Genomic DNA, 20,326 nt, shown 5'->3' on the forward strand with positions numbered 1-20,326 from the left:
CGATGCCGGTTGGCGTGTGCGTGACCGGTGGCCGGAGCGTGGATGTGCGGATGTTGAATGCCAGGGGTGGGCTCGGAAGCGAGACGGGACCGGGATGAGCACCACTCCCGGTCCCGCCCGTCCGCACCTTGTCGGCGAACGTCTCTCCCACCTGGGCGGGGCTACCTCTTGGCCGCCTTGCGGGTGGCGCGCAGCCACTCCTTGTTCATGCCGGTGATGGACATCAGCGGGATGCCCTTCGGGCAGGCGGTGGCGCACTCCCCGGTGAGGGTGCAGCCGCCGAAGCCCTCCTCGTCCATCTGCGCCACCATGTCGAGGACGCGGCTCTCACGCTCCGGTGCGCCCTGCGGGAGCACGTTCAGGTGGTTGACCTTGGCGGAGGTGAAGAGCATCGCCGAACCGTTCGGGCAGGCGGCCACACAGGCGCCGCAGCCGATGCACTCGGCGTGCTCGAAGGCGAAGTCGGCGTCGGCCTTCGGCACGGGCGTGGCGTGGGCCTCGGGCGCGGAGCCGGTGGGGGCGGTGATGTAGCCGCCGGCCTGGATGATCCGGTCGAAGGCGGACCGGTCGACCACCAGGTCCTTGATCACCGGGAAGGCCGAGGCACGCCACGGCTCGATGTCGATCGTGTCGCCGTCCTGGAAGGACCGCATGTGCAGCTGGCAGGTGGTGGTGCGCTCGGGACCGTGGGCGTCGCCGTTGATGACGAGCGAGCAGGCACCGCAGATGCCCTCGCGGCAGTCGTGGTCGAAGGCGACCGGGTCCTCGCCCTTGAGGATGAGCTCCTCGTTGAGGGTGTCGAGCATCTCCAGGAAGGACATGTCGGGGGAGATGCCGTCCACCTCGTACGTGGACATGGTGCCGTCGGCGTCGGCGTTCTGCTGCCGCCAGACGCGCAGGGTGAGCTTCATGCGTAGCTCCGCTGGGTGGGGTGGACGTACTCGAAGACCAGGTCTTCCTTGTGCAGGACGGGCGCCTCGCCGGTGCCGGTGAACTCCCAGGCGGCGGCGTAGGTGAACTCGTCGTCCCTGCGGGCGGCCTCGCCGTCCGGGGTCTGCGACTCCTCGCGGAAGTGACCGCCGCAGGACTCGGAGCGGTGCAGCGCGTCGAGGCACATGAGCTCGGCGAGCTCCAGGTAGTCGACGATCCGGTTGGCCTTCTCCAGGGACTGGTTGAACTCCTCACCGGTTCCGGGCACCTTGATCCGCCGCCAGAACTCCTCGCGGATCTGCGGGATGCGCTCGAGTGCCTTGCGCAGCCCGGCGTCCGTGCGGGCCATTCCGCAGAACTCCCACATCAGCTCGCCGACTTCGCGGTGGAAGGAGTCGGGGGTGCGGTCGCCGTCGACGGACAGGAGCAGGTTGAACCGGTCCTGGGTCTCGGCCAGCACCTCCTGGACGACCGGGTGTTCGTCGGTGACGGAGTCCTGGTGGGGGTTGCGGGCGAGGTAGTCGTTGATGGTGGCCGGCAGCACGAAGTAGCCGTCGGCGAGGCCCTGCATCAGCGCGGAGGCGCCGAGGCGGTTGGCTCCGTGGTCGGAGAAGTTGGCCTCGCCGATCGCGAAGAGGCCGGGGATGGTGGTCTGCAGGTCGTAGTCGACCCAGAGACCGCCCATCGTGTAGTGCACGGCGGGGTAGATCCGCATCGGCACCTTGTACGGATCCTCGTCGGTGATCCGCTGGTACATGTCGAAGAGGTTGCCGTACTTGGCCTCGACCGCCTTGCGGCCCATCCGCTTGATGGCGTCCGCGAAGTCGAGGTAGACACCCTGCCCGCCCGGGCCCACTCCCCTGCCCTCGTCGCAGACGTTCTTCGCGGCGCGGGAGGCGATGTCGCGGGGGACGAGGTTGCCGAAGGACGGGTAGATGCGCTCCAGGTAGTAGTCGCGCTCGTCCTCGGGGATCTGGCTCGCCGGCCGGGTGTCGCCCTGGGCCTTCGGCACCCAGATCCGGCCGTCGTTGCGCAGCGACTCGCTCATGAGGGTGAGCTTGGACTGGTGGTCGCCGGTGCGCGGGATGCAGGTGGGGTGGATCTGGGTGAAGCAGGGGTTCGCGAAGTACGCGCCGCGCCGGTGCGCCCGCCAGACGGCGGTGGCGTTGGAGTTCATGGCGTTCGTCGACAGGTAGAAGACGTTGCCGTACCCACCGCTGGCGAGGACGACGGCGTCCGCGAAGTACGTGTCGATCTTGCCGGTGATCAGGTCGCGCGCCACGATTCCGCGCGCCCGCCCGTCGACGACGATCAGATCCAGCATCTCGGTACGGGGGTGCATCTCGACGTTCCCCGCGGCGATCTGCCGGCTGAGCGCCTGGTAGGCGCCGAGGAGGAGCTGCTGGCCCGTCTGGCCGCGGGCGTAGAACGTACGCGACACCTGGACGCCGCCGAAGGAGCGTGTGTCGAGCAGACCGCCGTACTCGCGGGCGAAGGGCACGCCCTGCGCGACGCACTGGTCGATGATCTCGACGGAGATCTGCGCGAGCCGGTGCACATTCGACTCCCGTGCCCGGAAGTCGCCGCCCTTGACGGTGTCGTAGAACAGCCGGTGGACGGAGTCGCCGTCGTTGCGGTAGTTCTTCGCGGCGTTGATGCCGCCCTGCGCGGCGATGGAGTGGGCGCGGCGCGGGGAGTCCTGGTAGCAGAACTGCACGACGTGGTAGCCCTGTTCGGCGAGCGTGGCACCGGCGGAGCCGCCCGCGAGGCCGGTGCCGACGACGATCACCGTGTGCTTGCGCCGGTTGGCGGGGTTGACCAGCTTGGCCTCGAAACGACGCTTGTCCCAGCGCTCGTTGATCGGGCCGGACGGGGCCTTGCCGTCGACGACCGGCTCACCGGTCGCGTAATCCACGTAAGAGGTCATGTCAGCTCACCACTCCGGTCATGACGCCCACGGGTACGGCGATGAAGCCGACCGTGAGCAGCAGCGCGAGGACGTTGGCCGTGGCCTTCAGGGCGCGGTCGCGGGTGCGGCTGCCGGCGCCGAGGGTCTGTGCGGCGCTCCAGAAGCCGTGCCGGATGTGCAGGCCGAGGGCGAGCACCGCGACGATGTAGATGACGTTGCCGTACCAGGTGGAGAAGGTGTCCACGACGTTCTGGTACGGGTGGCCCTCCTGGAAGCCGCCGGAGTGCACGGTGCCGGTCGTCAGGTCGAGGATGTGCCAGACGATGAACAGGCCGAGGATGATGCCGCCCCAGCGCATGGTGCGCGTGGCATAGGAGGCCCGCCGCTTCTTGTGCACGTACTTGCTGGGGCGCGCCTTGATGTCGCGGCGGCTGAGCTGGTACGCCGAGACCGCGTGGGCGACCACAGCGACCACCAGCACGATCCTGACGAGCCACAGCGTCCACTCGTAGTGCATGAACGGCTCGCCGACGGTACGCAGCCAGTGCGCGTAGTGGTCGAACTCGCCCTCCCCGAAGAAGATCTTCAGGTTGCCGATCATGTGGACGACCAGGTACAGCAGCATGATCAGACCGCTGACCGCCATCACGGTCTTCTTGCCGACGGAGCTGTCCCACACCGTGCGTGCCATGGACGGCCGTCGGTCCGTCCGCGTTGCCAGAGCCATGTCTCAGGACGCTAGGGCCGAACGACCCCATCGGTCCAAGACATGGTCCGGCTTGTTTCGATAGGCATACCCTATGCTTACTGGGTGCAGTTCCAGCAGCTTCAGTACTTCGTGGCGGTCGCCGAGACCCGGCACTTCACCCGGGCCGCCGACCTCGTCCATGTCGCCCAGCCGTCGTTGTCCCAGCAGATCAAGGCGCTGGAGCGGGAGCTGGGTGCCGATCTGTTCCTGCGGGCGCGCGGGAACATCACACTCACCGACGCCGGCGAGGCCCTGCTGCCCCTGGCCCGGCGGATCCTGGCCGACGCGGACACGGCGCGGCACGAGGTGCAGGAGCTGGTGCAGCTGCGCCAGGGCCGGGTGCGACTGGGCGCGACCCCGAGCCTGTGCACGGGCCTGCTGCCGGACGTGCTGCGCGCCTTCCACGACCGCTATCCGGGCATTCAGCTGCTGATCGAGGAGAGCGGTTCGCACGATCTCGTACGCGAGCTCGCCCGCGGAGCCCTCGACCTCGCCCTCGTCGTCCTGCCGCTGCCGACGCCGTCCCCCGCGCTGACCACGGTGGAGCTGCTGCGCGAGGACCTGGTGGTGGTGTCGTCACCGGAGGCATCCCGCCCGGGCGGCGGCCGGCGTACCGTCCGGATCGCCGATCTGGAGGGAGAGCGCCTGGTGATGTTCCGGCACGGCTACGACCTGCGGGAACTGACCGTCGCCGCGTGTCGCTCCGCTGGGTTCGAGCCGGATTTCGCGGTGGAGGGCGGAGAGATGGACGCGGTGCTGGGGTTTGTGCGGGCGGGGCTGGGCGTGGCCGTCGTGCCGCGCATGGTGGCGGCGCGGTCGGGCCGGGGGCTACGGGTTACGCCGCTGGCCCGGCCCGGACTGCACCGGACGATTGCGCTGGCGCATCGTAGCGATGTGGCTCCGCCTCGGGCCGCGAGGGAGTTGCAGCGGATGCTGCTCGAGCGATGACGCTCCGCTGGGGACGCGGTTTGCTGGAGCGCCGTTCTTGTCAACGCCGTGCAGGTCTGCGGGTCGTCTGTGGCTGGTCGCGCAGTTCCCCGCGCCCCTTCGGGCCGCGCCCCCGACGGGGGCGCGGCCTCTGGGGGCGCGGCCCGTCAGTCAGCCCGTTGCATCCACCAGCGCCAGTTCGTGCAGTCTCTCCGGTGGGCCCGGACGGGCGTAGTACCAGCCCTGCGCCGTGTCGCAGCCCAGGATCCGCAGCTGCTCCGCCTGGGCGCCGGTTTCCACGCCCTCCACCGTCACCGCCAGGTCCAGGCTGTGGGCGAGAGAAACGATCCCCTCGACGATCTTGAGGTCGACGGGATCGGCCGGGAACTGCTGCATGCCCTGGGTGAAGGAACGGTCCAGCTTCAGGATGCTCACCGGCAGGCGGCGGAGGTTGGCGAGGTTGGAGTAGCCGGTGCCGAAGTCGTCCAGGGCGATGTCGACCCCCATCTCGGCCAGCCGGCGCAGCGGCTTCAGCAGGTCGTCGTCGGCGCCGATCAGGGCCGACTCGGTGACCTCGAGACAGAGCGCGTCGGGCTCGACGCCCGCGGCCTGCAGGATGTCGACGGTGTCCTGGACCAGACCGGTGTGCGTGAGCTGGCAGGGCGAGAGGTTGACGTTGATACGCAGCGGGGCGGTGGCCGTGCCGGCGTGGCGCTCCTGCCAGTCACGGGCCTGCCGCACCGACTGCTCCAGGACCCAGCGGCCGAGCGGAACGATCAGACCGGTGTGCTCGGCGAGCGGGATGAAGCGGTCGGGGCCGAGGACGCCGTGCTGCGGATGCAGCCAGCGCACCAGCGCCTCGGCGCCGCGCACGCTGCCGTCGCCGAGGTGGACCAGCGGCTGGTACTCGATGAAGAACTCGCTGCGCTCCAGAGCCGTGGGCAGCGCGGTGGTCAGCCCGTGCCGGGTGATGACGCGGGCGTCGGCCTCGGCGTCGGCCAGCTCGAACCGGTTGCCGCCCGCCGACTTGGCCCGGTACATCGTGATGTCGGCGCTGCGCAGCACCTCCGCCGCGCTCCGCTCCCCCGCCGCTCCCTCGACGATGCCGATGCTGCCGCGCACGGTCAGCTCCCGGCCTTCCACGGTGACCGGGGCGACCAGCGCGTTCATGATGCGGGCGGCGAGTTCGTCCACCTCGCGCCGGCTGTCGGGGCCGGTGGTCAGCGCCACGAACTCGTCGCCGCCGAGCCGGGCGACCATCTCGCCGGGCGCGGTGGCGCAGGCCTGCAGCCGGTCGGCGACCTCGACGAGCAGCCGGTCGCCGGCCGCATGGCCGAGGCTGTCGTTGACGGTCTTGAATCCGTCGAGGTCGAGGTAGCACAGGCCGAAACGCCGGCCCTCGCCGGCGTTCAGCACCTTCTCCAGACGTTCGAAGAACAGGGTGCGGTTGGGCAGACCGGTGAGGGCGTCGTGCGTGGCCTCGTAGCGCAGCCGGAGGTTGAGCAGCCGCCGCTCGGTGGTGTCCTCCATGAGGGCCAGCTGGTACTGCGGGTTGCCGTCGGCGTCACGCAGCAGGGAGACGGTCAGATTGGTCCACAGGACCGTTCCGTCAGGCCGGTAGAAGGCCTTCTCCACGTGGTAGTGCTCGCGCTCGCCGCGCACCAGTTCCTCGTACAGCCGCCACACCTGGGGCGCGTCGTCCGCGTGCGTCCACTCACGGAAGTTGCGGCCGCGCACGTTCTGCTCGGAGCCGCCGAACATGCGCAGCAGCGCCTGGTTGGCCTCCAGGACGTGTCCGTCCAGGTCGGCGATGCCGATGCCTATGGCCGCGCCCTCGAACACCGCCCGGAAGCGGGCCTCGCTCGTGTGCAGCGCCTGCGCCACCACGCCCTGGGCACGCAACGCCGCCTGGGCGATGGCCTCCTGCTCGGCCAGGGTCCGCTCGCGCAGCGCCTGGGCGAACCCGGCGGCCACGGCGTGCTGCAGCCGCGCCGACCGCGCCCGCAGATCGTCCTGCGGACCGTCCTCGCCGCAGTAGAGCACCAGGTAGGCGTCGATGCAGTCCAGGGCGCGGGTGAGCGCCTCCGGGTCGGTGCAGTGCGCGTCGACCAGGGCGGCGCCGACCGCCCGCACCTCGGCCGCGTCGAAGGTGCGGGCCCGCAGCATCTCGCTCAACCGCCGGGCCAGCGGCAGCAGTTGCTCCTCGAACTCCGGCCGGGTCAGCGACGTCGAGGTGGCCGGGAACACCGCCCGGCTCCAGATCGTCGCGAACCTGCGCACTCTGTCCTCCGGCCCGTCCGGCTCCGCGCTCACGCCGTACGCCCCACGCCCGCGAAACCGGAGAAGGCATACGGATCCTCGTCCTCCGGTTCGGTGTCCGGTCGCCAGACGGGCATCGGCACCAGTCCCGGTTCCACCATGTCGTACCCCTCGAAGAACCGCGCGATCTCGTCGCGCGAGCGCATGATCAGCGGGTTGCGGAGGTCCTTGTATACGTCCACCGTGCCGCTCGTCCGCTCGGGTGGCAGCGGGATTCCCTCGTACGAGGCATGGGTGAGAACCAGCATGCTGCCGGGCGCCAGTGCGTCGCTCAGCTGAGCCACCGCCCCGTAGGGATCGTCCGCGTCCTCCACGAAGTGCAGTATGGCAACGAGAAGCAGCGCGACCGGCCGCTTCAGGTCGAGCAGGTGCTCCACCTGAGGGCTCGACAGGATCTCGTGCGGCTTGCGGAGGTCGGCGGCGGCGACGTCCGCGTTCTCGTTGCCCTCGAGGACGGCCTCGCTGTGCGCCACGGCCACCGGGTCGTGGTCGACGTAGACCACGCGCGCTCCGGGCCGCGCCTGCTGGGCCACCTCGTGGACGTTGCCGAAGGCCGGGATGCCCGAGCCGACGTCGAGGAACTGTGTGATGCCCTCGCCGACCGCGTACCGCACCGCGCGACGCATGAACGCCCGGTTCGCCTGCATGATCTTGGGGAGTCCCGGCATGAACTCCATCGCCCTGCGGGCCGCCTCCCGGTCGACCTCGAAGTTGTGCGAACCGCCCAGGTAGTAGTCGTACATTCGCGCAACGCTCGGCACCGAGATGTCGATGCTCCGTGGGGCCCAGGCGGGACGCTCCATCTATCTCTCCAAGGCGTAGGCGATCCGGTGTTCGAGCTGAGGCTACTGATCGCCCGCCAAAGGAGCGAGCGGAAACGGAAATTGACCATCCGTTCCCGGTCACTGCCTGCGGCACGTGCCAAATTGACCCACTCGGGAACAGGCTACGAAAAGTATCCGCAGCATCTCGCAGAGTTCCGGAGTTCCGGCGTAAGGGGATGAGTCAGGCGGACTCCCGGTGAATTACGGCAAAGCGGTCCGCCTTCCGCGAGGGGTGCGGAAGGCGGACCGCGAGGTCGCGCGCCGAGGGCCGGACCTGATGGGGAGGTCCTCCTGCTCTTCCTACTCGGGCGCGCCGACCGGCTTGCCGTCGGGCGCCACGGCGAACCAGGTGCCGCCCACGCCCTGACCCTTGGTGTCGCCGGGCTTCTTGTCGCCGGCGAAGGTGTAGATCGGCACGCAGTCGATGGTCTGCTGCTTGATGCCGTCGGGGCGGTCGAAAACGACGTAGCCCCGGTTGGGGGTGGACCCCTGCAGATCGATCCCCTTCGTGTCCTTCGCGTCGACCGGCGCGACGACGGGCCACTTCTCCAGGCACTCACCGGTGCACGCGGTCTTCATCGGCCACTGCGAGTCCTTCATGAAGCGGTAGACCGTGTGGCCGTTCTTGTCGACGACGATCTCGCCGAGCTTCGGATCCTCGCGGGTGGACAGTCCGGGCAGGTCGGCGAGGTTGGCCTTCTTGCCGTCGGGGGCCAGCGCGTACCAAGTGCCGCCGACGCCCTGGCCCTTGGTGTCGCCCGGGTTGACGTCCTTCGCATAGCGGTACGCCGGCCAGCCGGCGATCGTCAGCTGCTTGGTGCCGTCGGGACGGGTGACCTCGCCGAGCAACTCCTTGTCGACTCCCTCACCGGCCTTGGCATCGCCCGCAGGCACGGGCGGCCAGGCGGTCGCACAGTCGCCCTCGCAGTTGGTCTTCGGCGGCTCGGCGGTGTCCTGATCGAACCGGTACAGGGTGCGCCCGGCACTGTCGGTCAGCACCTGGCCGAGCTCCGCATTGGCCGACACCGCCAACTTGCCCGCGGGGGCGGCCTGGGCCCCGGCGTTCTGCTGGTCCGGCGCCGCGCCCGCATCGGCCCCTGTTCCGGTACCCGTACCCGTACCGACGCCCGTGCCGCCGTAACCGCCCGCCGCGGCCGTGGCGCCCACGTTCTGACTGGCCGACTGGCCGCCGTTTTCCTGACCGCACGCCGTCGTCAGCGCCAGGACGGCCACGGCGCTCGCCACGAGTGAGGCGCTCCGCCAGGAGGTCTTCATCGTCAACTCCCCATAATCCCAAGGGTGTTGCAGCGCCCTGCTGCGCCGCCGCACGACAATGGGTACGAACGGGGACGGTGGTTGTGTTCAACCGCGACGAGATTTCTTTCCGGAATCTGTGAAGTGGCCGGCCGGGCTCCCGGGTGGGTCGCATGCGCGTCCACCCGTCCGGACACACGGGCGCCCGCTGATCAAACGCCCTGCCACCTCGCTTCCCTCCTTCGGGGCAATCCCCCGGGCGAGGCGCGTGCGGCGGCCTTGGACGCCTCATGATCTCCGTCGTGCATGGATCCGAACCGACCCGTTCGCCCGTCGCCGTACGGGTGTTGGCCCTGGCGACACTGGCCTGGGTCCTCGTCGGCGTCCCGGCCGGTGTCGCAACGGCCGACGCCTGTGCGTACGCCTCGACCGGACCCGGCGGCACGGAGGCGGTGGCGGTAGCCGGGAGCCACACGTGGCCCACTCCCCCAATGTGCCCGTCGCCCACACCGACACCCACTCCGACGCCCACCCCGTCTCCGCCGCCGAAACCGGCCCCGCCGCCTCCTCCAGAACCACCGCCACCGCCGCCACCGAAACCGGCACCGGAACCACCGCCTCCCCCGCCGGCTCCCCGGCCCGCACCGCCCGCCGCTCCCACGCCGACTCCCACCCCGACTCCGACGCCCATCCCGAGGCCGACCCCGACTCCGAAGCCGTCGCCGTCGCCCACTCCGCGTCCCTCGGTCACCCCGGTGAGCTACCCGGAGTACCGCACACCGCCGCGCAACCGGCCATCGCACCACGGCCGGTCGCCGGTCACCTACGTCCTGCTCATCACCGCGCCCGCGGTGATCGCTGTCGCCGCGCTGCGGCCGCGTTGATCCCTGGAGGAACCCGTTGCCGGAATGGCTTGTTCTCACCCTCGCGATGCTGGCCGCCTGCGCCGTGGTGGTCGTCATCACCCTCCTGCGCCACCGATCGGCGTCCGAGGACGAGGATCCCTCCGAGACGCCGGACGTCATCGAGTACATGACGATGTGGATCGGCGTGGTCTATGCCATCGTCCTGGGCCTGGCCATCGCCGGTGTCTGGGAGGCCCGCAGCGTCGCCCAGGAGCACGTCCGGGCGGAGGCCCAGGCGCTGCACGAGATCTCGGAGCGGGTGCGGGTCTACCCTGCCGACGTCCGTGACCGCATCCGGGACGATGTCAACGCCTATGTAGGACATGTCGTCACCACCGAGTGGCAGGCGATGGCCGACAACGGCAAGGTCACCGAACGCGGCACCGAGCTCCTGGACCGCCTACGCGCGACCGTGACGGACTACCAGCCGAAGTCGGACTTCGAGGCCCAGGCCTACCAGCCGCTCCTCGACCAGGTGGCCGCGGCGGACCAGGCGCGTACCGCCCGCGCGGACTCGACCGCGCCGACCATGCCGGGCGTGGTCTGGTTCGGCCTCGTCGTCGGAGCAGTGGTCACCATCGGGATGATCCTCGCCCTGCAGATCCGGCGGACACCACGTGAGCTGATCCTCGCCGGTTTGTTCTCCGCGCTGATCGCCTTCCTGCTCTTCCTGATCTGGGACTTCGACGCACCCTACAGCCGTGGCATCACAGCCTCGGCCGAGCCGTTCCTCAGCCTCTTCCCCGACGCCGAGCGCGGCTGACGGACCCCTGCCGCGGCATCCGTTCGCCGCCACCGCAGAGGCCTTCGTCACGGGTTCCGGCGGGGCGTCGGGATACGTGGCGAAGGCCTTGCACATGAGAGGCCTCCGGGCCGGTCCGGCCTCAGTTCTGCTGCTCCGAGCGGCGGCGCACCCAGAGCAGCCCGCTGCCGAGGACGGCCGAGGCCACCATGCCGCCGCCGATGGCCATGTCGGTCGGCGTCGCCCCGACGCTGCTGCTGCCGCCGATGCCGCCGCGGACACCGCCGAGGACGGTGAAGGCGCCCGGGCGGGTCAGGACCCGGCCGGAGCAGTTGACGGTGATGTCGTACCTTCCGGGGCGGGCGCTGCTGTTGATGATCGCGGTGGCCCTCAACGCCCCGCCGACGCTGTTGATCGGCAGCCTGGTCGTCGGGAAGGCAGGGGACGTGATGGTGCCGCCGTTGGGGCAGTCGTTGACCGTGACGGCCAGCTGGCCGCCTCGGGAGATCACGCCGGGCAGGGCGACGATGTTCCTCGGGGAGACGAGGCCGTTGCCGCCGGCGTTGCCGCCTCCGATGCCGCCGCCGTTCCCGCCTGCGTTTCCGCCGCCGTTCCCCCGACCGTTCCCGCCGTTCCCGCCGAAGCCGCCGCCATTACCCCCACCATTACCGCCGTTCCCGCCGTTCCCGCCGAAGCCGCCGCCGTCACCCCCACCATGGCCACCATTGCCGCCATTACCGCCGAAGCCACCGCCGTTCCCGTTCCCGTTGCCCCCGAATCCGCCACCGTTCCCGTTGCCGTTCCCCCCGAATCCGCCACCGTTCCCGTTGCCGTTGCCATTGCCCCCGAAGCCGCCACCGTTGCCGTTGTCGCCCCCGTTGCCGCCGTTCCCACCAAAGCCGCCGCCGTTCCCGCCGCCGTTCGGGTCTTCCCAGGCTACGGCCGCGGGAGCGGCGAGCCCGAGGGCGGCGACGGCAGCCGCAGAGGCCGCCAGTGCACGTAGAGTTCGCATGTCTTCCTCCGCGGAAGACGCCCCGGGACCCGTCCCCGGTCGATCGGCGAGAAAGCGTCTCCCAGACAGACCCTCAGTTGCCGGGGACGCGCCCGCATTTCGGCAATGGTCCGTCCTGGTGAGGCGACACGCCGGACGAAAACCACACAATCGGATATTGCCGCAGGTCACGCGCCGTCGAAAAATTCCTGTTCGCGGCGACTCGGATGGCGCACCGGGAAGCCGCGCAGGGCCACCCGTTCGTATCCACCCCGTCGCCTGTGACTCGCGCTGGACTTAGCGTTCTCCTATGCGCGAAATGACGTGGCGACGGCCGCGTCGAGAGGGGATGGCGAATGTATGTTTCCGAGTTCGGGCCGGCCGAAGAGGAGGTGCGGCCGAGGAAGCGTGCCCCGTGGGGCGTGATAGCGCTTGTCCTGCTGACCGGTCTCGCGCTCATCCGGAACGGCTCGGGGGAGTTCAACGTGGGTCCGCCGCAGCCCGCGTCGGCGGCGGCCTCGGACACCCGCACCGTCCCGGGCACCTTCACGAATGCCCCGTCCCCGCTGCCCTACTCCGTGCCGGACCGGGTCAGGATTCCCGCCATCCAGGTCAACGCGCCCATGATGCCGGTCGGTCTGGACTCGGCCGGCTGGGTCGATGCGCCGCCGCCCGCGAACGCCAATCTGGCGGGCTGGTTCACCGGTGCCGTCTCCCCCGGTGAAAAGGGCACCGCGGTGATCGTCGGCCATGTCGACAACCACCAGGGGCCCGCAGTGTTCTACGGTCTCGGGTCGCTGAAGCGGGGGAATCGGGTGGAGGTGAGCCGGCAGGACAGAAGGACCGCCGTTTTCGAGATCTACAGCATCGAGGTGTTCGAGAAGAACAACTTCCCCGGCGACCGGGTCTACAGCTCCAAGGGCACGCCCGAGCTGCGGGTCATCACCTGCGGCGGCGGTTTCTCCGAGCAGAACGGCTACGACGGGAACGTGGTCGTCTTCGCCCGCATGGTCGAGGTCCGCTGACCGGGCCCCGACGGTGCGGGCGCTCGCCCCTCACACCTGGTACCGACGCGGCACGGTGATGTGGTATCCGGCGTCCAACAGCTGCGGCAGATAGTCGCGCAGCGCCCGCACACTCTGCGAGCGGTCTCCCCCGGAGTCGTGCGAGAGCACCACGACGCCAGGGCCGGCGCCGTTTCGCACCCGGTCGACAATGGTGCGGGTGCCGGGCTCGATCCAGTCGAGGGAGTCGACGGTCCAGCCGAGGGGTTCCATGCCCAGTTCGGCGCCGAACTGGAACACCGCCCGGTTCCAGGCACCGTAGGGGGCACGGAACCAGCGGGGCCGCTCACCGTACGCCTCCTCGATGATCTCGCTGGTGCGCTCCATCTCGGAGCGGATCCGGCCACGGGTCAGCCCGGTCAGCAGGGGGTGGGACCAGGTGTGGTTGCCGACGACGTGCCCCTCTTCGGCCATCTCGGCGAGCAGGTCCTTGTTGTGGACGACCATCTCCCCGCACACGAAGAACATGGCGCGGACGTCGTAGGCCCGCAGGGTGCTCAGGATGTCCGGGGTGTAGTGCGGATCGGGGCCGTCGTCGAAGGTCAGCACCATGGTGCGGCCGATTCCGGTCACCCGCAGGAGGGGTTCACTGCGTACCGGGGTCCGGCCGGAGGCGGCCGGGGGGCCGTATCCGGCGAGAGGCTGGAGGCGGTAGGCGGAGGGCTTGAGCGGGCGGCGCGCCGGAGGGCCCGCCGCGGGGGCGGCAAGCGGTGTGACCGGGTCGCTGTCGGTGCCCAGGGCAAGCAGACCGGCCGTTCCGGCCGCGCCCAGTGCGGCTGCGCCGCCCAGCACCACCCTGCGCCGCGTGAGCATCTGATCCTTCTTCATGACTCATCAGTCGCCCGGCCCACGCCCGGCGCATCTCAGCAACACCGCAGCGGCGGCAGGAAACACCCGTGCGGCCCATGACACTCCGTCCGCGGCGCCCGTAGCTTCCCGCCCGGCGTCCGGACCTGCGGCTTCCGATAGCCTCGAGCCGTGACGGAACAGCACTCGCACCAGTTCGAGCGCGGCACGGACGGCCCCAAGGTCATCCTGGTCGGCGTCGACGGCTCGGACACCTCGATGCGGGCGACGGCGTACGCCGCGGGCCTGGCCCGCAGGCAGAAGGCCCTGCTCGCCATCGTGTACGTCCAGCCGGTCATGGCGGCCGGTGCGGCGCTCGGGGCGCCGGTCGCGGCGACGACCGACGCGATCGCCGAGAACCTGGTAACGGAGATCCGGGAGGCCACCGAGCGGCTGAAGGGGATATTCGAACTGCGCTGGGAGTTTCACACCTTCCGTGGCGATCCCTACAACGGCCTGGTCAAGGCGGCGGACGAGCTGAAGGCGGACGCGGTCGTGGTGGGCGCCTCCGAGCAGGCCGGTCACCGCTTCGTCGGCTCGGTGGCGATCAAACTGGTCAAAGCGGGACGCTGGCCGGTGACCGTGGTGCCGTAGGGGCGTGCGTGGCGTCTTCCTCCGAGGGCGTTGCTGAGCCATCATGATCCGCGGTCAGCCGGTTGCCGATCGCGAAGAGGTGAGGCGCATGGCCAGGCTCCGAATGGGTGAGGGGATTCTCCGCCGCAAACCCATTGAGCACATCGAGGAGACGGAAGTCGTCGAGGGCACCCAGCTCGAACGATCCCTCGGTCTGTGGCAACTGACCGCGATCGGCGTCGGCGGCATCATCGGCGCGGGCATCTTCACCCTCGCGGGCACGGTGGCCAACGGCACGGCGGGGCCGGCGGTGCTCATCTCGTTCCTCATCGCGGGTGTCGCGAGCGCGGCGGCGGCACTGTCGTACGCCGAGTTCGCGGGCCTCATTCCGAAGGCGGGTTCCGCCTACACGTACGGCTACGCCGTGCTCGGCGAGCTCGCGGGCTGGTTCATCGGCTGGGACCTGCTGCTGGAGTACACGGCGATCGTGGCGGTGGTCGCGATCGGCATCTCGGGATACTTCAGCTTCCTCATCGGCGAGATGGGCGCCGACCTGCCGAACTGGATGCTGGGCGCACCCGGCACCGGCGACGGGCACCGGATCGACCTTTTCGCGGCGCTGCTGTGCCTGCTCATCGCGTATCTGCTGAACCTCGGCATCAAGAACGCGGCGCGCTTCGAGACGGTCGTGGTGGCACTGAAGGTGCTGGTGGTGCTGCTGGTGATCGCGGTCGGTGTGTTCCACATCGACACGGCCAACTACAACCCGTTCTTCCCGTACGGGATCGGCGGAGCGTTCACCGGCGCGGCGACCGTGTTCTTCGCGGTGTTCGGATACGACGCGATGTCGACGGCGGCCGAGGAGTCGAAGGACGCGCAGCGGCACATGCCGAAGGCGATCATCTACTCACTGGCGATCTCGATGGTGCTGTACGTGGCCGCGTGCCTGGTACTGACCGGCATGCAGAACTACACGGAGATCGACCCGGAGAGCGGCTTCTCGACGGCGTTCAAGTCGGTGGGGCTGGGCGGGCTGGCGGATGTGATCGCGGTGGGCGCGATCATCGGCATTCTGACGGTCATGTTCACGTTCATGCTGGGCGTCACCCGGGTGTGGTTCGCCATGTCCCGGGACGGGCTGCTGCCGCCGTGGTTCGCGAAGACGCACCCCACGCGGCACGTGCCGACCCGCGTGACATGGATCGTCGGGGTGGCGTCGGCCGCGATCGCCGGGTTCCTGCCCATCGGCGAGGCGGCCGAGCTGACCAACATCGGGATCCTGCTGGCGTTCGCGGTGGTGTGCACCGCGGTGATCGTGCTGCGCTACCGGCACCCGGAGCTGCCGCGCACCTTCCGTACGCCGTGGATGCCGTGGGTGCCGGCGGTGGGGGTCGTCTTCTCGATCTGGCTGATCACGTTCCTGTCCTGGCAGACCTGGGCGCGGTTCGCCGTGTGGTTCGCGCTCGGGCTGGTGATCTACTTCGGCTACTCGTACCGGAAGTCGGAACTGGCGGGTCGTTAGAGGGTGCGCAGGAAGTCGGCGAGGATCTCGTTGAAGACGTCGGGCCGCTCCATGTTCGGGTAGTGCGCGGCGTCTTCGACGGTGACGGAACGGCCGCCGGGGACGGTGCGCACGAGTCGTTCGGCCTCGGCGATCAGTTCGGCGGAGTCCAGGGTCCCGTTCACGGCGAGCAGCGGTACGTCGATCTTCGGCACGCGGGGCCAGGTGTCGGTGAGGGGGACGTGCCAGTTCCGCTCACCGGCCGTGTGCTTGGAGATGGTGCCGAGGGCCATCTCCCGCAGCCGCCGCAGGATGTCCGGGTCCACCTCGTCGACCGTGCGGTGCGGTCCGGCCGCGGTCCGCATGAACGCCGCCAGCCAGGCGTCGATGTCGCCGGCGCCCAGGGTGCGGGCGAACTCGGCCTCGATCTCGCGCCCCCACTGTTCGGTGTACGTGAACTCACTGGTCGCGGCTCCGCAGACGACGACCGCCCGGACCAGCTCCGGGTACTCCAGCGCGGTGTCCGTGGCGATGCCCCCGCCCATCGAGACGCCGACGAGGACGGCCGGGCCCGCGTCGAGGTGACGCAGCAGCGCGGCCAGGTCGTCGGCCCAGCGGAACGGCCTGCTCGCGTTGGCGGAGGCACCGTGGCCGCGTACGTCGGGGGCGATCACCCGGTGGCCGGCGGCGAGGGCCGGCGTCTGGGCGTCGAAGACGCGGTGGTCGGCGTACCCGGAGTGGAGCAGGACCAGCAGGTCGCCGCTGCCCGTGTCGCGGTAGGCGAGATCGCCGTCAGCAGATGCGAAGTACCTCAGTTCCGTGGCAGTCGTCATGACAACCAAGGTGTCATCTCTTAGCAAGTTTGACAACCTAGGTGCCATGATGGCCTCGTGAACGACATCGACAGACCGCTCCCTCCCGACGAACTCGCTCACCGCCTCACCGCGGTGTTCGACCTGGTGGGCCCGCTGTACCGGCGCGTGCAGCGCAAGGTGGAGCAGGGCGAGGCCGTCGAAGGGCTGTCCGTGGGGGTACGGGCCGTCCTGGACCTGCTGGGCAAGCAGGGGCCGATGACCGTGCCGCAGATGGGCCGGGCCCAGGCGCTGAGCCGGCAGTTCGTGCAGCGGATGGTCAACGACGCCGCGGCGCGCGGACTGGTGGAGAGCGCCCCCAACCCGGCGCACCAGCGCTCGCCCCTGATCCGGCTCACGGACGAGGGCCGCACGGCGATCACCGCGGTGCTCGCCCGCGAGCACGCCATCCTGCGGGAGGTCGGCGGCGATCTGACGGACACCGAGGTGACGGCGTGCCTGCGGGTGCTCGGCGAGATGCTGAAGCTGTTCGATCACGTCGACGTGAACTGACCGGCTACTCCCCCATCACCAGACCGTCCTGTGCCGCACCCCGGCTGAGCACGACCTGCTGGATGCGGTCACGCGCGGCGGCGACGTCGGCGCCCTGGGCCAGGGCGGCGTTGATGTTGACCACCCGGCCTGCGTCGATGTCGTACAGCTGCGGAATGAACTCGGCCTTCGTCACCTGCCAGCGCTGCCCCGGCCGGGCGGGCGGGGCGAAGGTGAAGCGGCCGATGGTGGACTGGGTGCCCCGGGGGTCCGGGACGCCCTGGCGGTCGGGCATCTGGCCGGTGACCTGGTCACCCATCCCGTAGACCACCCAGGTGCCGTTGACCTTCTCGTACGCCTGCGGGACATGGGCGTGGGTGCCGAGGATCAGGTCGATGTCGGGGCGGCCGCGGGTCTTGGCGGCGGTGAGGGTCTCCGCCAGGCTCAGCTGCCGCCGGTCCGGTTCGTCCTGCCACTCGGTGCCCCAGTGCAGGGACACGACGACCACCTCGGCGCCGGCCTGCCGGGCCGCCCGGGCGTCGGCGAGGATCCGGCCCTCGTCGATCTGGTGGACGGCCCAGGGCCGCCCCGGGAGCGGGTGACCGTTGGTGCCGTTGGTGTAGGCGAGGTGGGCGACCATCGCCCGGCCCGCGGGCAGGATGGTGACCGTGCGCGCCTCGGCCTCGGTACGCGCCGCCCCGGCGTGCCGGACCCCGGCCTGGTCGAGGGCGTCCAGGGCGCGCCCGATGGCCTCGGCGCTCTCGGCGGTGCCGCGGGTGGCGGCGGTGGAGCAGCCGTCATAGCCGGTCGCGGCGAGCCCTCCGGCGATCTCCGGCGGAAACATGCCCGGCCGACCGGCGTGGGCGCCTCCCACGCCGTACACGGCCTCCATGTGACACAGCGCCAGGTCCGCCCGGGAGACGACCGGCTCCACCCCGGACAGCATGGGCCGGAAGTCGTGGCCGGCCCCGCCCCCGTCGAAGCGCGCCCGGTCGAGGACGGAGGCGTGCGGGAGGACGTCGCCGGACGCGACGAGGGTGAATGCGCTGGAGTCGGCGGAGGCCGGACTGCCGGCCCGGCCGGAGGACTTCTCGTTCTGGGCCTGGCAGGTGGCGCCCGCGGCGAGAAGGGCCGTCAGAGCCAGGGCCACCTGTCGTCTGCGTGCGATGCGTACGATCATCAGCTCACCCCAGTGCTGTCACATTTACGGACTAATAAGTACGAAGTTGAACACAGCGCCAAACAGCCCCAGGGCTCCCTTTAACCCGTCCGGTGTGCGCGACCGGCGGTTGCGGACCGTTCGTCGTACCGTTCGCCGACGCGTTCGACCGTCCGCCGCACCAGCGTGTGCGCGCCCTGTCCCGGAACCGCACCCTGCGATCCCATACGCGCATGACGGCCGGAACCACCATCACCAACGGGACGACCGCCGAGCACGAGCTCGCCGCGCTGCAGCGGGAGCACGGCCGACCGCTCTTCGCGCTGCTGCTCCGGCTGTGTGACGGCGACCGGCAGCGCGCCGAGGACCTCGTCCAGGAGACCCTGGTACGCGCCTGGCAGCACCCCGAGGCGCTGCGCGCCGACGCCTTCGAGTCCGTACGGCCCTGGCTGCTGACCGTGGGCCGACGGCTCGCGATCGACGCGCGGCGGGCCCGGCAGGCACGTCCGCCGGAGGTCGGCGACGCGGTCCTGGAGAGCGCGCGGGTGATCGCCGACCACGCCGAGCGGTCGGCCGCCACCGTCGACGTACGCGAGGCTGTGAAGACCCTCACTCCGGAGCACCGTGAAGTCCTGGTGCTCGTGTACTTCCAGGGGGCCAGTGTGGCGGAAGCGGCGGCAACCCTGGGAATCCCGCCCGGTACCGTGAAGTCCCGCGCGTACTACGCGCTGCGCGCCCTGCGCCGGGTGCTTCCGGGATACGCGGCCGACCTGCGGTGAAACCGACTGCCGAGTCAAACCTCCGTAAAGCGCCTTGCTGAGGACCCCGGTTGAGTAATCGGCTGTCCTCATCCGTGTTCCGGATAGGGCCACGGGCCACCGGCCCGGGGTCGGGCGACGCGCACGCACCGGAGGAAGGCAGGAAGGGATGCAGCACAGAGGTCACCAGAGTACGGACGGCACCGGTGGCGGTGAACTGACCGTCCCCATGGCCTGGTTGTACGCCGAGTACATCGCCGACGAACTGCTGCGGACCGGCGATCTCATGCCGCCGACGTCCTTCGAGTTCCGCGCCGGGCGGGACGCCCTGGCACTGACCATCTTCCTGTCCGACACCGAGGGCGAGCTCTCCGGCATCCGGGTCGTCTCCCAGCTGGAGACCTGGCTGTCACTGACGGCGTACGACCAGCCGTGGCAGGACTGGGTGCGCGAGCGCACGGCCGAACTCGCCGCCGAGGCGGCCCGGGCGGGCGGACCCGCGCCGGACCTGGAACTGGCTCAGGCGGCCTGGCGCTGGCTGCAGGAGACCGAGCTGCTCGCCCCCGACCTGAACGCGGTCCCGGGCGGCGGTGCCGTGGTGGGCGAGGACGACGGGCCGAAGGTGTGGACGCCGGCGTGGCAGCTGGGGCTGCCGCTGGGGCACCTCGCCATCCATCTCTTCTAGATTCCTCTGGATTCCTCGGAATCCGACCAATCCTCGGGCCGGACCGCTCCGAATTCCTTGGTTGCGATTCTGTACGGGGCTTGAGTGATTCGGCGGCTTGGTGCGTACCGGTGGGAGCAAGGAGTAACCCCACCCACACCCACCGACACGAGGATCACGAGGATTCGGCATGAGGTCCCTGGAGAGGCATCGCGACGTCGGCGCGTACGCGCTCGGCGTGCTGGACGAGGCGGACGCCTTCCGTTTCGAGGACCACCTCATGGAGTGCCCTCGATGCACCACGCACGTCACCGAATTCGGGCCCACCGCCCGGCAGTTGATGCTCTACCGGCGCGCGACGCCACGCTCGGTGCACCCCATGGCCGGACCCGGCCCGCGGCTGCTGGACCGGCTTCTCGGCGAGGTCGCGGCGCGGCACCGGGCCGGGCGTCGACGGCTGCTGTTCGCCGTGGCCGCCGCGGTGGTGTGCGCCGTGGCCGGGCCCGGGATCGCGACCATGACCGAGGGCGGCGACCGGGCGGTGCGCGTGTCGGCGACCGACGAGCGCACCGGGGTGTGGGCGCAGGTCACGACCGAGAACGAGGTCTGGGGCAGCCAGGTGGTGGTGGAGGTCAAGGATGCGGCGGGTCCCAGGGCCTGCCAGCTGGTCGCCATCGGCCATGACGGCTCGGAGGAGACGGTGACCAACTGGACCGCGCCCCACCATGACGCCCGCCCGAACACTCTGCAGGGCGCGGCGGCCCTGCATCCCGACCAGATCGCGCGGTACGAGGTGCGCACGAAGGCCGGGGAGCGGCTGGTGGCGGTCGACTCGCGCTAGGCGCTCCGCTGGGTTCGGTAGGTCACTG

At 70.3% G+C, this 20,326-nt stretch carries 20 protein-coding genes; 10 read left to right on the forward strand and 10 right to left on the reverse strand.

Annotated elements, in window-relative coordinates; all coding sequences use genetic code 11:
• Positions 1-161 precede the first annotated feature (161 nt).
• Genes ACFV7R_RS27900 through ACFV7R_RS27910 form a run of 3 tightly spaced genes read right to left on the reverse strand, consistent with a single transcriptional unit; the run spans position 162 to position 3,530 of the window.
• Complete coding sequence (locus ACFV7R_RS27900; protein WP_385268234.1) at positions 162-911, reverse strand: succinate dehydrogenase/fumarate reductase iron-sulfur subunit; 750 nt, start codon at positions 909-911, stop codon at positions 162-164.
• Entirely contained in the window at positions 908-2,857 is a 1,950-nt protein-coding gene (locus tag ACFV7R_RS27905) for a fumarate reductase/succinate dehydrogenase flavoprotein subunit (protein WP_385268236.1), read from the reverse strand. Before ACFV7R_RS27905 ends, ACFV7R_RS27900 begins: the two co-directional genes overlap by 4 nt.
• 1 nt (position 2,858) lies before the next feature.
• Complete coding sequence (locus ACFV7R_RS27910) at positions 2,859-3,530, reverse strand: succinate dehydrogenase (protein ID WP_385268238.1); 672 nt, start codon at positions 3,528-3,530, stop codon at positions 2,859-2,861.
• A 120-nt stretch (positions 3,531-3,650) separates the two neighbouring features.
• On the opposite strand from ACFV7R_RS27910, the gene ACFV7R_RS27915 reads away from it, so the two are divergent.
• A complete protein-coding gene (locus tag ACFV7R_RS27915; RefSeq protein WP_385268240.1) occupies positions 3,651-4,535 on the forward strand; it encodes a LysR family transcriptional regulator in 885 nt (294 codons plus the stop codon).
• A 150-nt stretch (positions 4,536-4,685) separates the two neighbouring features.
• Here ACFV7R_RS27915 and ACFV7R_RS27920 read toward each other — a convergent pair whose 3' ends face one another.
• The 3 genes from ACFV7R_RS27920 to ACFV7R_RS27930 form a co-directional block, all read right to left on the reverse strand.
• Complete coding sequence (locus ACFV7R_RS27920) at positions 4,686-6,827, reverse strand: putative bifunctional diguanylate cyclase/phosphodiesterase (protein WP_385268242.1); 2,142 nt, start codon at positions 6,825-6,827, stop codon at positions 4,686-4,688.
• A complete protein-coding gene (locus ACFV7R_RS27925) occupies positions 6,824-7,636 on the reverse strand; it encodes an SAM-dependent methyltransferase (RefSeq protein WP_385268244.1) in 813 nt (270 codons plus the stop codon). Before ACFV7R_RS27925 ends, ACFV7R_RS27920 begins: the two co-directional genes overlap by 4 nt.
• Positions 7,637-7,957: 321 nt before the next feature.
• Positions 7,958-8,932, reverse strand: a complete 975-nt coding sequence (locus ACFV7R_RS27930; protein ID WP_385268246.1) for an SCO0930 family lipoprotein — start codon at positions 8,930-8,932, stop codon at positions 7,958-7,960.
• Between the two features lie 734 nt (positions 8,933-9,666).
• Here ACFV7R_RS27930 and ACFV7R_RS27935 point away from each other — a divergent pair.
• Together ACFV7R_RS27935 and ACFV7R_RS27940 are read left to right on the forward strand one after the other, a co-directional pair.
• Positions 9,667-9,795 carry a hypothetical protein gene (locus ACFV7R_RS27935; protein WP_385268248.1) on the forward strand — a complete coding sequence of 43 codons (129 nt, stop codon included), beginning with the start codon at positions 9,667-9,669 and terminating at the stop codon, positions 9,793-9,795.
• Positions 9,796-9,811: 16 nt separating this feature from the next.
• On the forward strand, positions 9,812-10,579 hold the full coding sequence (locus tag ACFV7R_RS27940) for a DUF4239 domain-containing protein (RefSeq protein ID WP_385268250.1): 768 nt from the start codon (positions 9,812-9,814) through the stop codon (positions 10,577-10,579).
• A 121-nt stretch (positions 10,580-10,700) separates the two neighbouring features.
• On the opposite strand, the gene ACFV7R_RS27945 is transcribed toward ACFV7R_RS27940, so the two are convergent.
• Complete coding sequence (locus ACFV7R_RS27945; RefSeq protein ID WP_385268252.1) at positions 10,701-11,570, reverse strand: hypothetical protein; 870 nt, start codon at positions 11,568-11,570, stop codon at positions 10,701-10,703.
• A gap of 335 nt (positions 11,571-11,905) precedes the next feature.
• Between ACFV7R_RS27945 and ACFV7R_RS27950 the strand changes: the two genes are divergently transcribed.
• Positions 11,906-12,574, forward strand: coding sequence for a class F sortase (locus ACFV7R_RS27950; protein ID WP_385268254.1), 669 nt, complete (start codon positions 11,906-11,908; stop codon positions 12,572-12,574).
• Positions 12,575-12,604: 30 nt separating this feature from the next.
• On the opposite strand, the gene ACFV7R_RS27955 is transcribed toward ACFV7R_RS27950, so the two are convergent.
• The gene (locus tag ACFV7R_RS27955) at positions 12,605-13,441 is read right to left on the reverse strand and encodes a polysaccharide deacetylase family protein (RefSeq protein WP_385268256.1); all 837 of its coding nucleotides are present in this window, start codon (positions 13,439-13,441) and stop codon (positions 12,605-12,607) included.
• Between the two features lie 150 nt (positions 13,442-13,591).
• Between ACFV7R_RS27955 and ACFV7R_RS27960 the strand changes: the two genes are divergently transcribed.
• Together ACFV7R_RS27960 and ACFV7R_RS27965 are read left to right on the forward strand one after the other, a co-directional pair.
• Entirely contained in the window at positions 13,592-14,053 is a 462-nt protein-coding gene (locus tag ACFV7R_RS27960; RefSeq protein WP_385268258.1) for a universal stress protein, read from the forward strand.
• 88 nt (positions 14,054-14,141) lie between these two features.
• Entirely contained in the window at positions 14,142-15,554 is a 1,413-nt protein-coding gene (locus tag ACFV7R_RS27965) for an amino acid permease (RefSeq protein WP_385268260.1), read from the forward strand.
• Here ACFV7R_RS27965 and ACFV7R_RS27970 read toward each other — a convergent pair.
• Positions 15,551-16,366 carry an alpha/beta fold hydrolase gene (locus tag ACFV7R_RS27970; RefSeq protein WP_385268262.1) on the reverse strand — a complete coding sequence of 272 codons (816 nt, stop codon included), beginning with the start codon at positions 16,364-16,366 and terminating at the stop codon, positions 15,551-15,553. The two genes, ACFV7R_RS27965 and ACFV7R_RS27970, sit on opposite strands and share 4 nt — an antisense overlap.
• Before the next feature lie 57 nt (positions 16,367-16,423).
• Between ACFV7R_RS27970 and ACFV7R_RS27975 the strand changes: the two genes are divergently transcribed.
• On the forward strand, positions 16,424-16,897 hold the full coding sequence (locus tag ACFV7R_RS27975; RefSeq protein ID WP_385268264.1) for a MarR family winged helix-turn-helix transcriptional regulator: 474 nt from the start codon (positions 16,424-16,426) through the stop codon (positions 16,895-16,897).
• A gap of 4 nt (positions 16,898-16,901) precedes the next feature.
• On the opposite strand, the gene ACFV7R_RS27980 is transcribed toward ACFV7R_RS27975, so the two are convergent.
• Entirely contained in the window at positions 16,902-18,056 is a 1,155-nt protein-coding gene (locus ACFV7R_RS27980; RefSeq protein ID WP_385268266.1) for a CapA family protein, read from the reverse strand.
• 212 nt (positions 18,057-18,268) lie between these two features.
• Between ACFV7R_RS27980 and ACFV7R_RS27985 the strand changes: the two genes are divergently transcribed.
• From ACFV7R_RS27985 to ACFV7R_RS27995, 3 genes are all read left to right on the forward strand, one after another.
• Complete coding sequence (locus ACFV7R_RS27985; RefSeq protein ID WP_129802655.1) at positions 18,269-18,814, forward strand: sigma-70 family RNA polymerase sigma factor; 546 nt, start codon at positions 18,269-18,271, stop codon at positions 18,812-18,814.
• A 148-nt stretch (positions 18,815-18,962) separates the two neighbouring features.
• Positions 18,963-19,478 carry a hypothetical protein gene (locus tag ACFV7R_RS27990; RefSeq protein WP_129802654.1) on the forward strand — a complete coding sequence of 172 codons (516 nt, stop codon included), beginning with the start codon at positions 18,963-18,965 and terminating at the stop codon, positions 19,476-19,478.
• Positions 19,479-19,647: 169 nt separating this feature from the next.
• The gene (locus tag ACFV7R_RS27995) at positions 19,648-20,298 is read left to right on the forward strand and encodes a zf-HC2 domain-containing protein (protein ID WP_385268268.1); all 651 of its coding nucleotides are present in this window, start codon (positions 19,648-19,650) and stop codon (positions 20,296-20,298) included.
• Positions 20,299-20,326 lie beyond the last annotated feature (28 nt).

This window comes from Streptomyces sp. NPDC059866 (assembly GCF_042731325.1).
GTDB lineage: Bacteria > Actinomycetota > Actinomycetes > Streptomycetales > Streptomycetaceae > Streptomyces > Streptomyces flavusporus.

Excerpts from the sequence above, each read along its gene's own strand:
- ACFV7R_RS27900 (WP_385268234.1), bottom strand. The coding sequence starts at position 911 with ATGAAGCTCACCCTGCGCGTCTGGCGGCAGCAGAACGCCGACGCCGAC.
- ACFV7R_RS27905 (WP_385268236.1), bottom strand. The coding sequence starts at position 2,857 with ATGACCTCTTACGTGGATTACGCGACCGGTGAGCCGGTCGTCGACGGC.
- ACFV7R_RS27910 (WP_385268238.1), bottom strand. The coding sequence starts at position 3,530 with ATGGCACGCACGGTGTGGGACAGCTCCGTCGGCAAGAAGACCGTGATG.
- ACFV7R_RS27925 (WP_385268244.1), bottom strand. The coding sequence starts at position 7,636 with ATGGAGCGTCCCGCCTGGGCCCCACGGAGCATCGACATCTCGGTGCCG.
- ACFV7R_RS27930 (WP_385268246.1), bottom strand. The coding sequence starts at position 8,932 with ATGAAGACCTCCTGGCGGAGCGCCTCACTCGTGGCGAGCGCCGTGGCC.
- ACFV7R_RS27945 (WP_385268252.1), bottom strand. The coding sequence starts at position 11,570 with ATGCGAACTCTACGTGCACTGGCGGCCTCTGCGGCTGCCGTCGCCGCC.
- ACFV7R_RS27950 (WP_385268254.1), top strand. The coding sequence starts at position 11,906 with ATGTATGTTTCCGAGTTCGGGCCGGCCGAAGAGGAGGTGCGGCCGAGG.
- ACFV7R_RS27955 (WP_385268256.1), bottom strand. The coding sequence starts at position 13,441 with ATGAAGAAGGATCAGATGCTCACGCGGCGCAGGGTGGTGCTGGGCGGC.
- ACFV7R_RS27965 (WP_385268260.1), top strand. The coding sequence starts at position 14,142 with ATGGCCAGGCTCCGAATGGGTGAGGGGATTCTCCGCCGCAAACCCATT.
- ACFV7R_RS27970 (WP_385268262.1), bottom strand. The coding sequence starts at position 16,366 with ATGACGACTGCCACGGAACTGAGGTACTTCGCATCTGCTGACGGCGAT.
- ACFV7R_RS27980 (WP_385268266.1), bottom strand. The coding sequence starts at position 18,056 with ATGATCGTACGCATCGCACGCAGACGACAGGTGGCCCTGGCTCTGACG.
- ACFV7R_RS27985 (WP_129802655.1), top strand. The coding sequence starts at position 18,269 with ATGACGGCCGGAACCACCATCACCAACGGGACGACCGCCGAGCACGAG.
- ACFV7R_RS27990 (WP_129802654.1), top strand. The coding sequence starts at position 18,963 with ATGCAGCACAGAGGTCACCAGAGTACGGACGGCACCGGTGGCGGTGAA.
- ACFV7R_RS27995 (WP_385268268.1), top strand. The coding sequence starts at position 19,648 with ATGAGGTCCCTGGAGAGGCATCGCGACGTCGGCGCGTACGCGCTCGGC.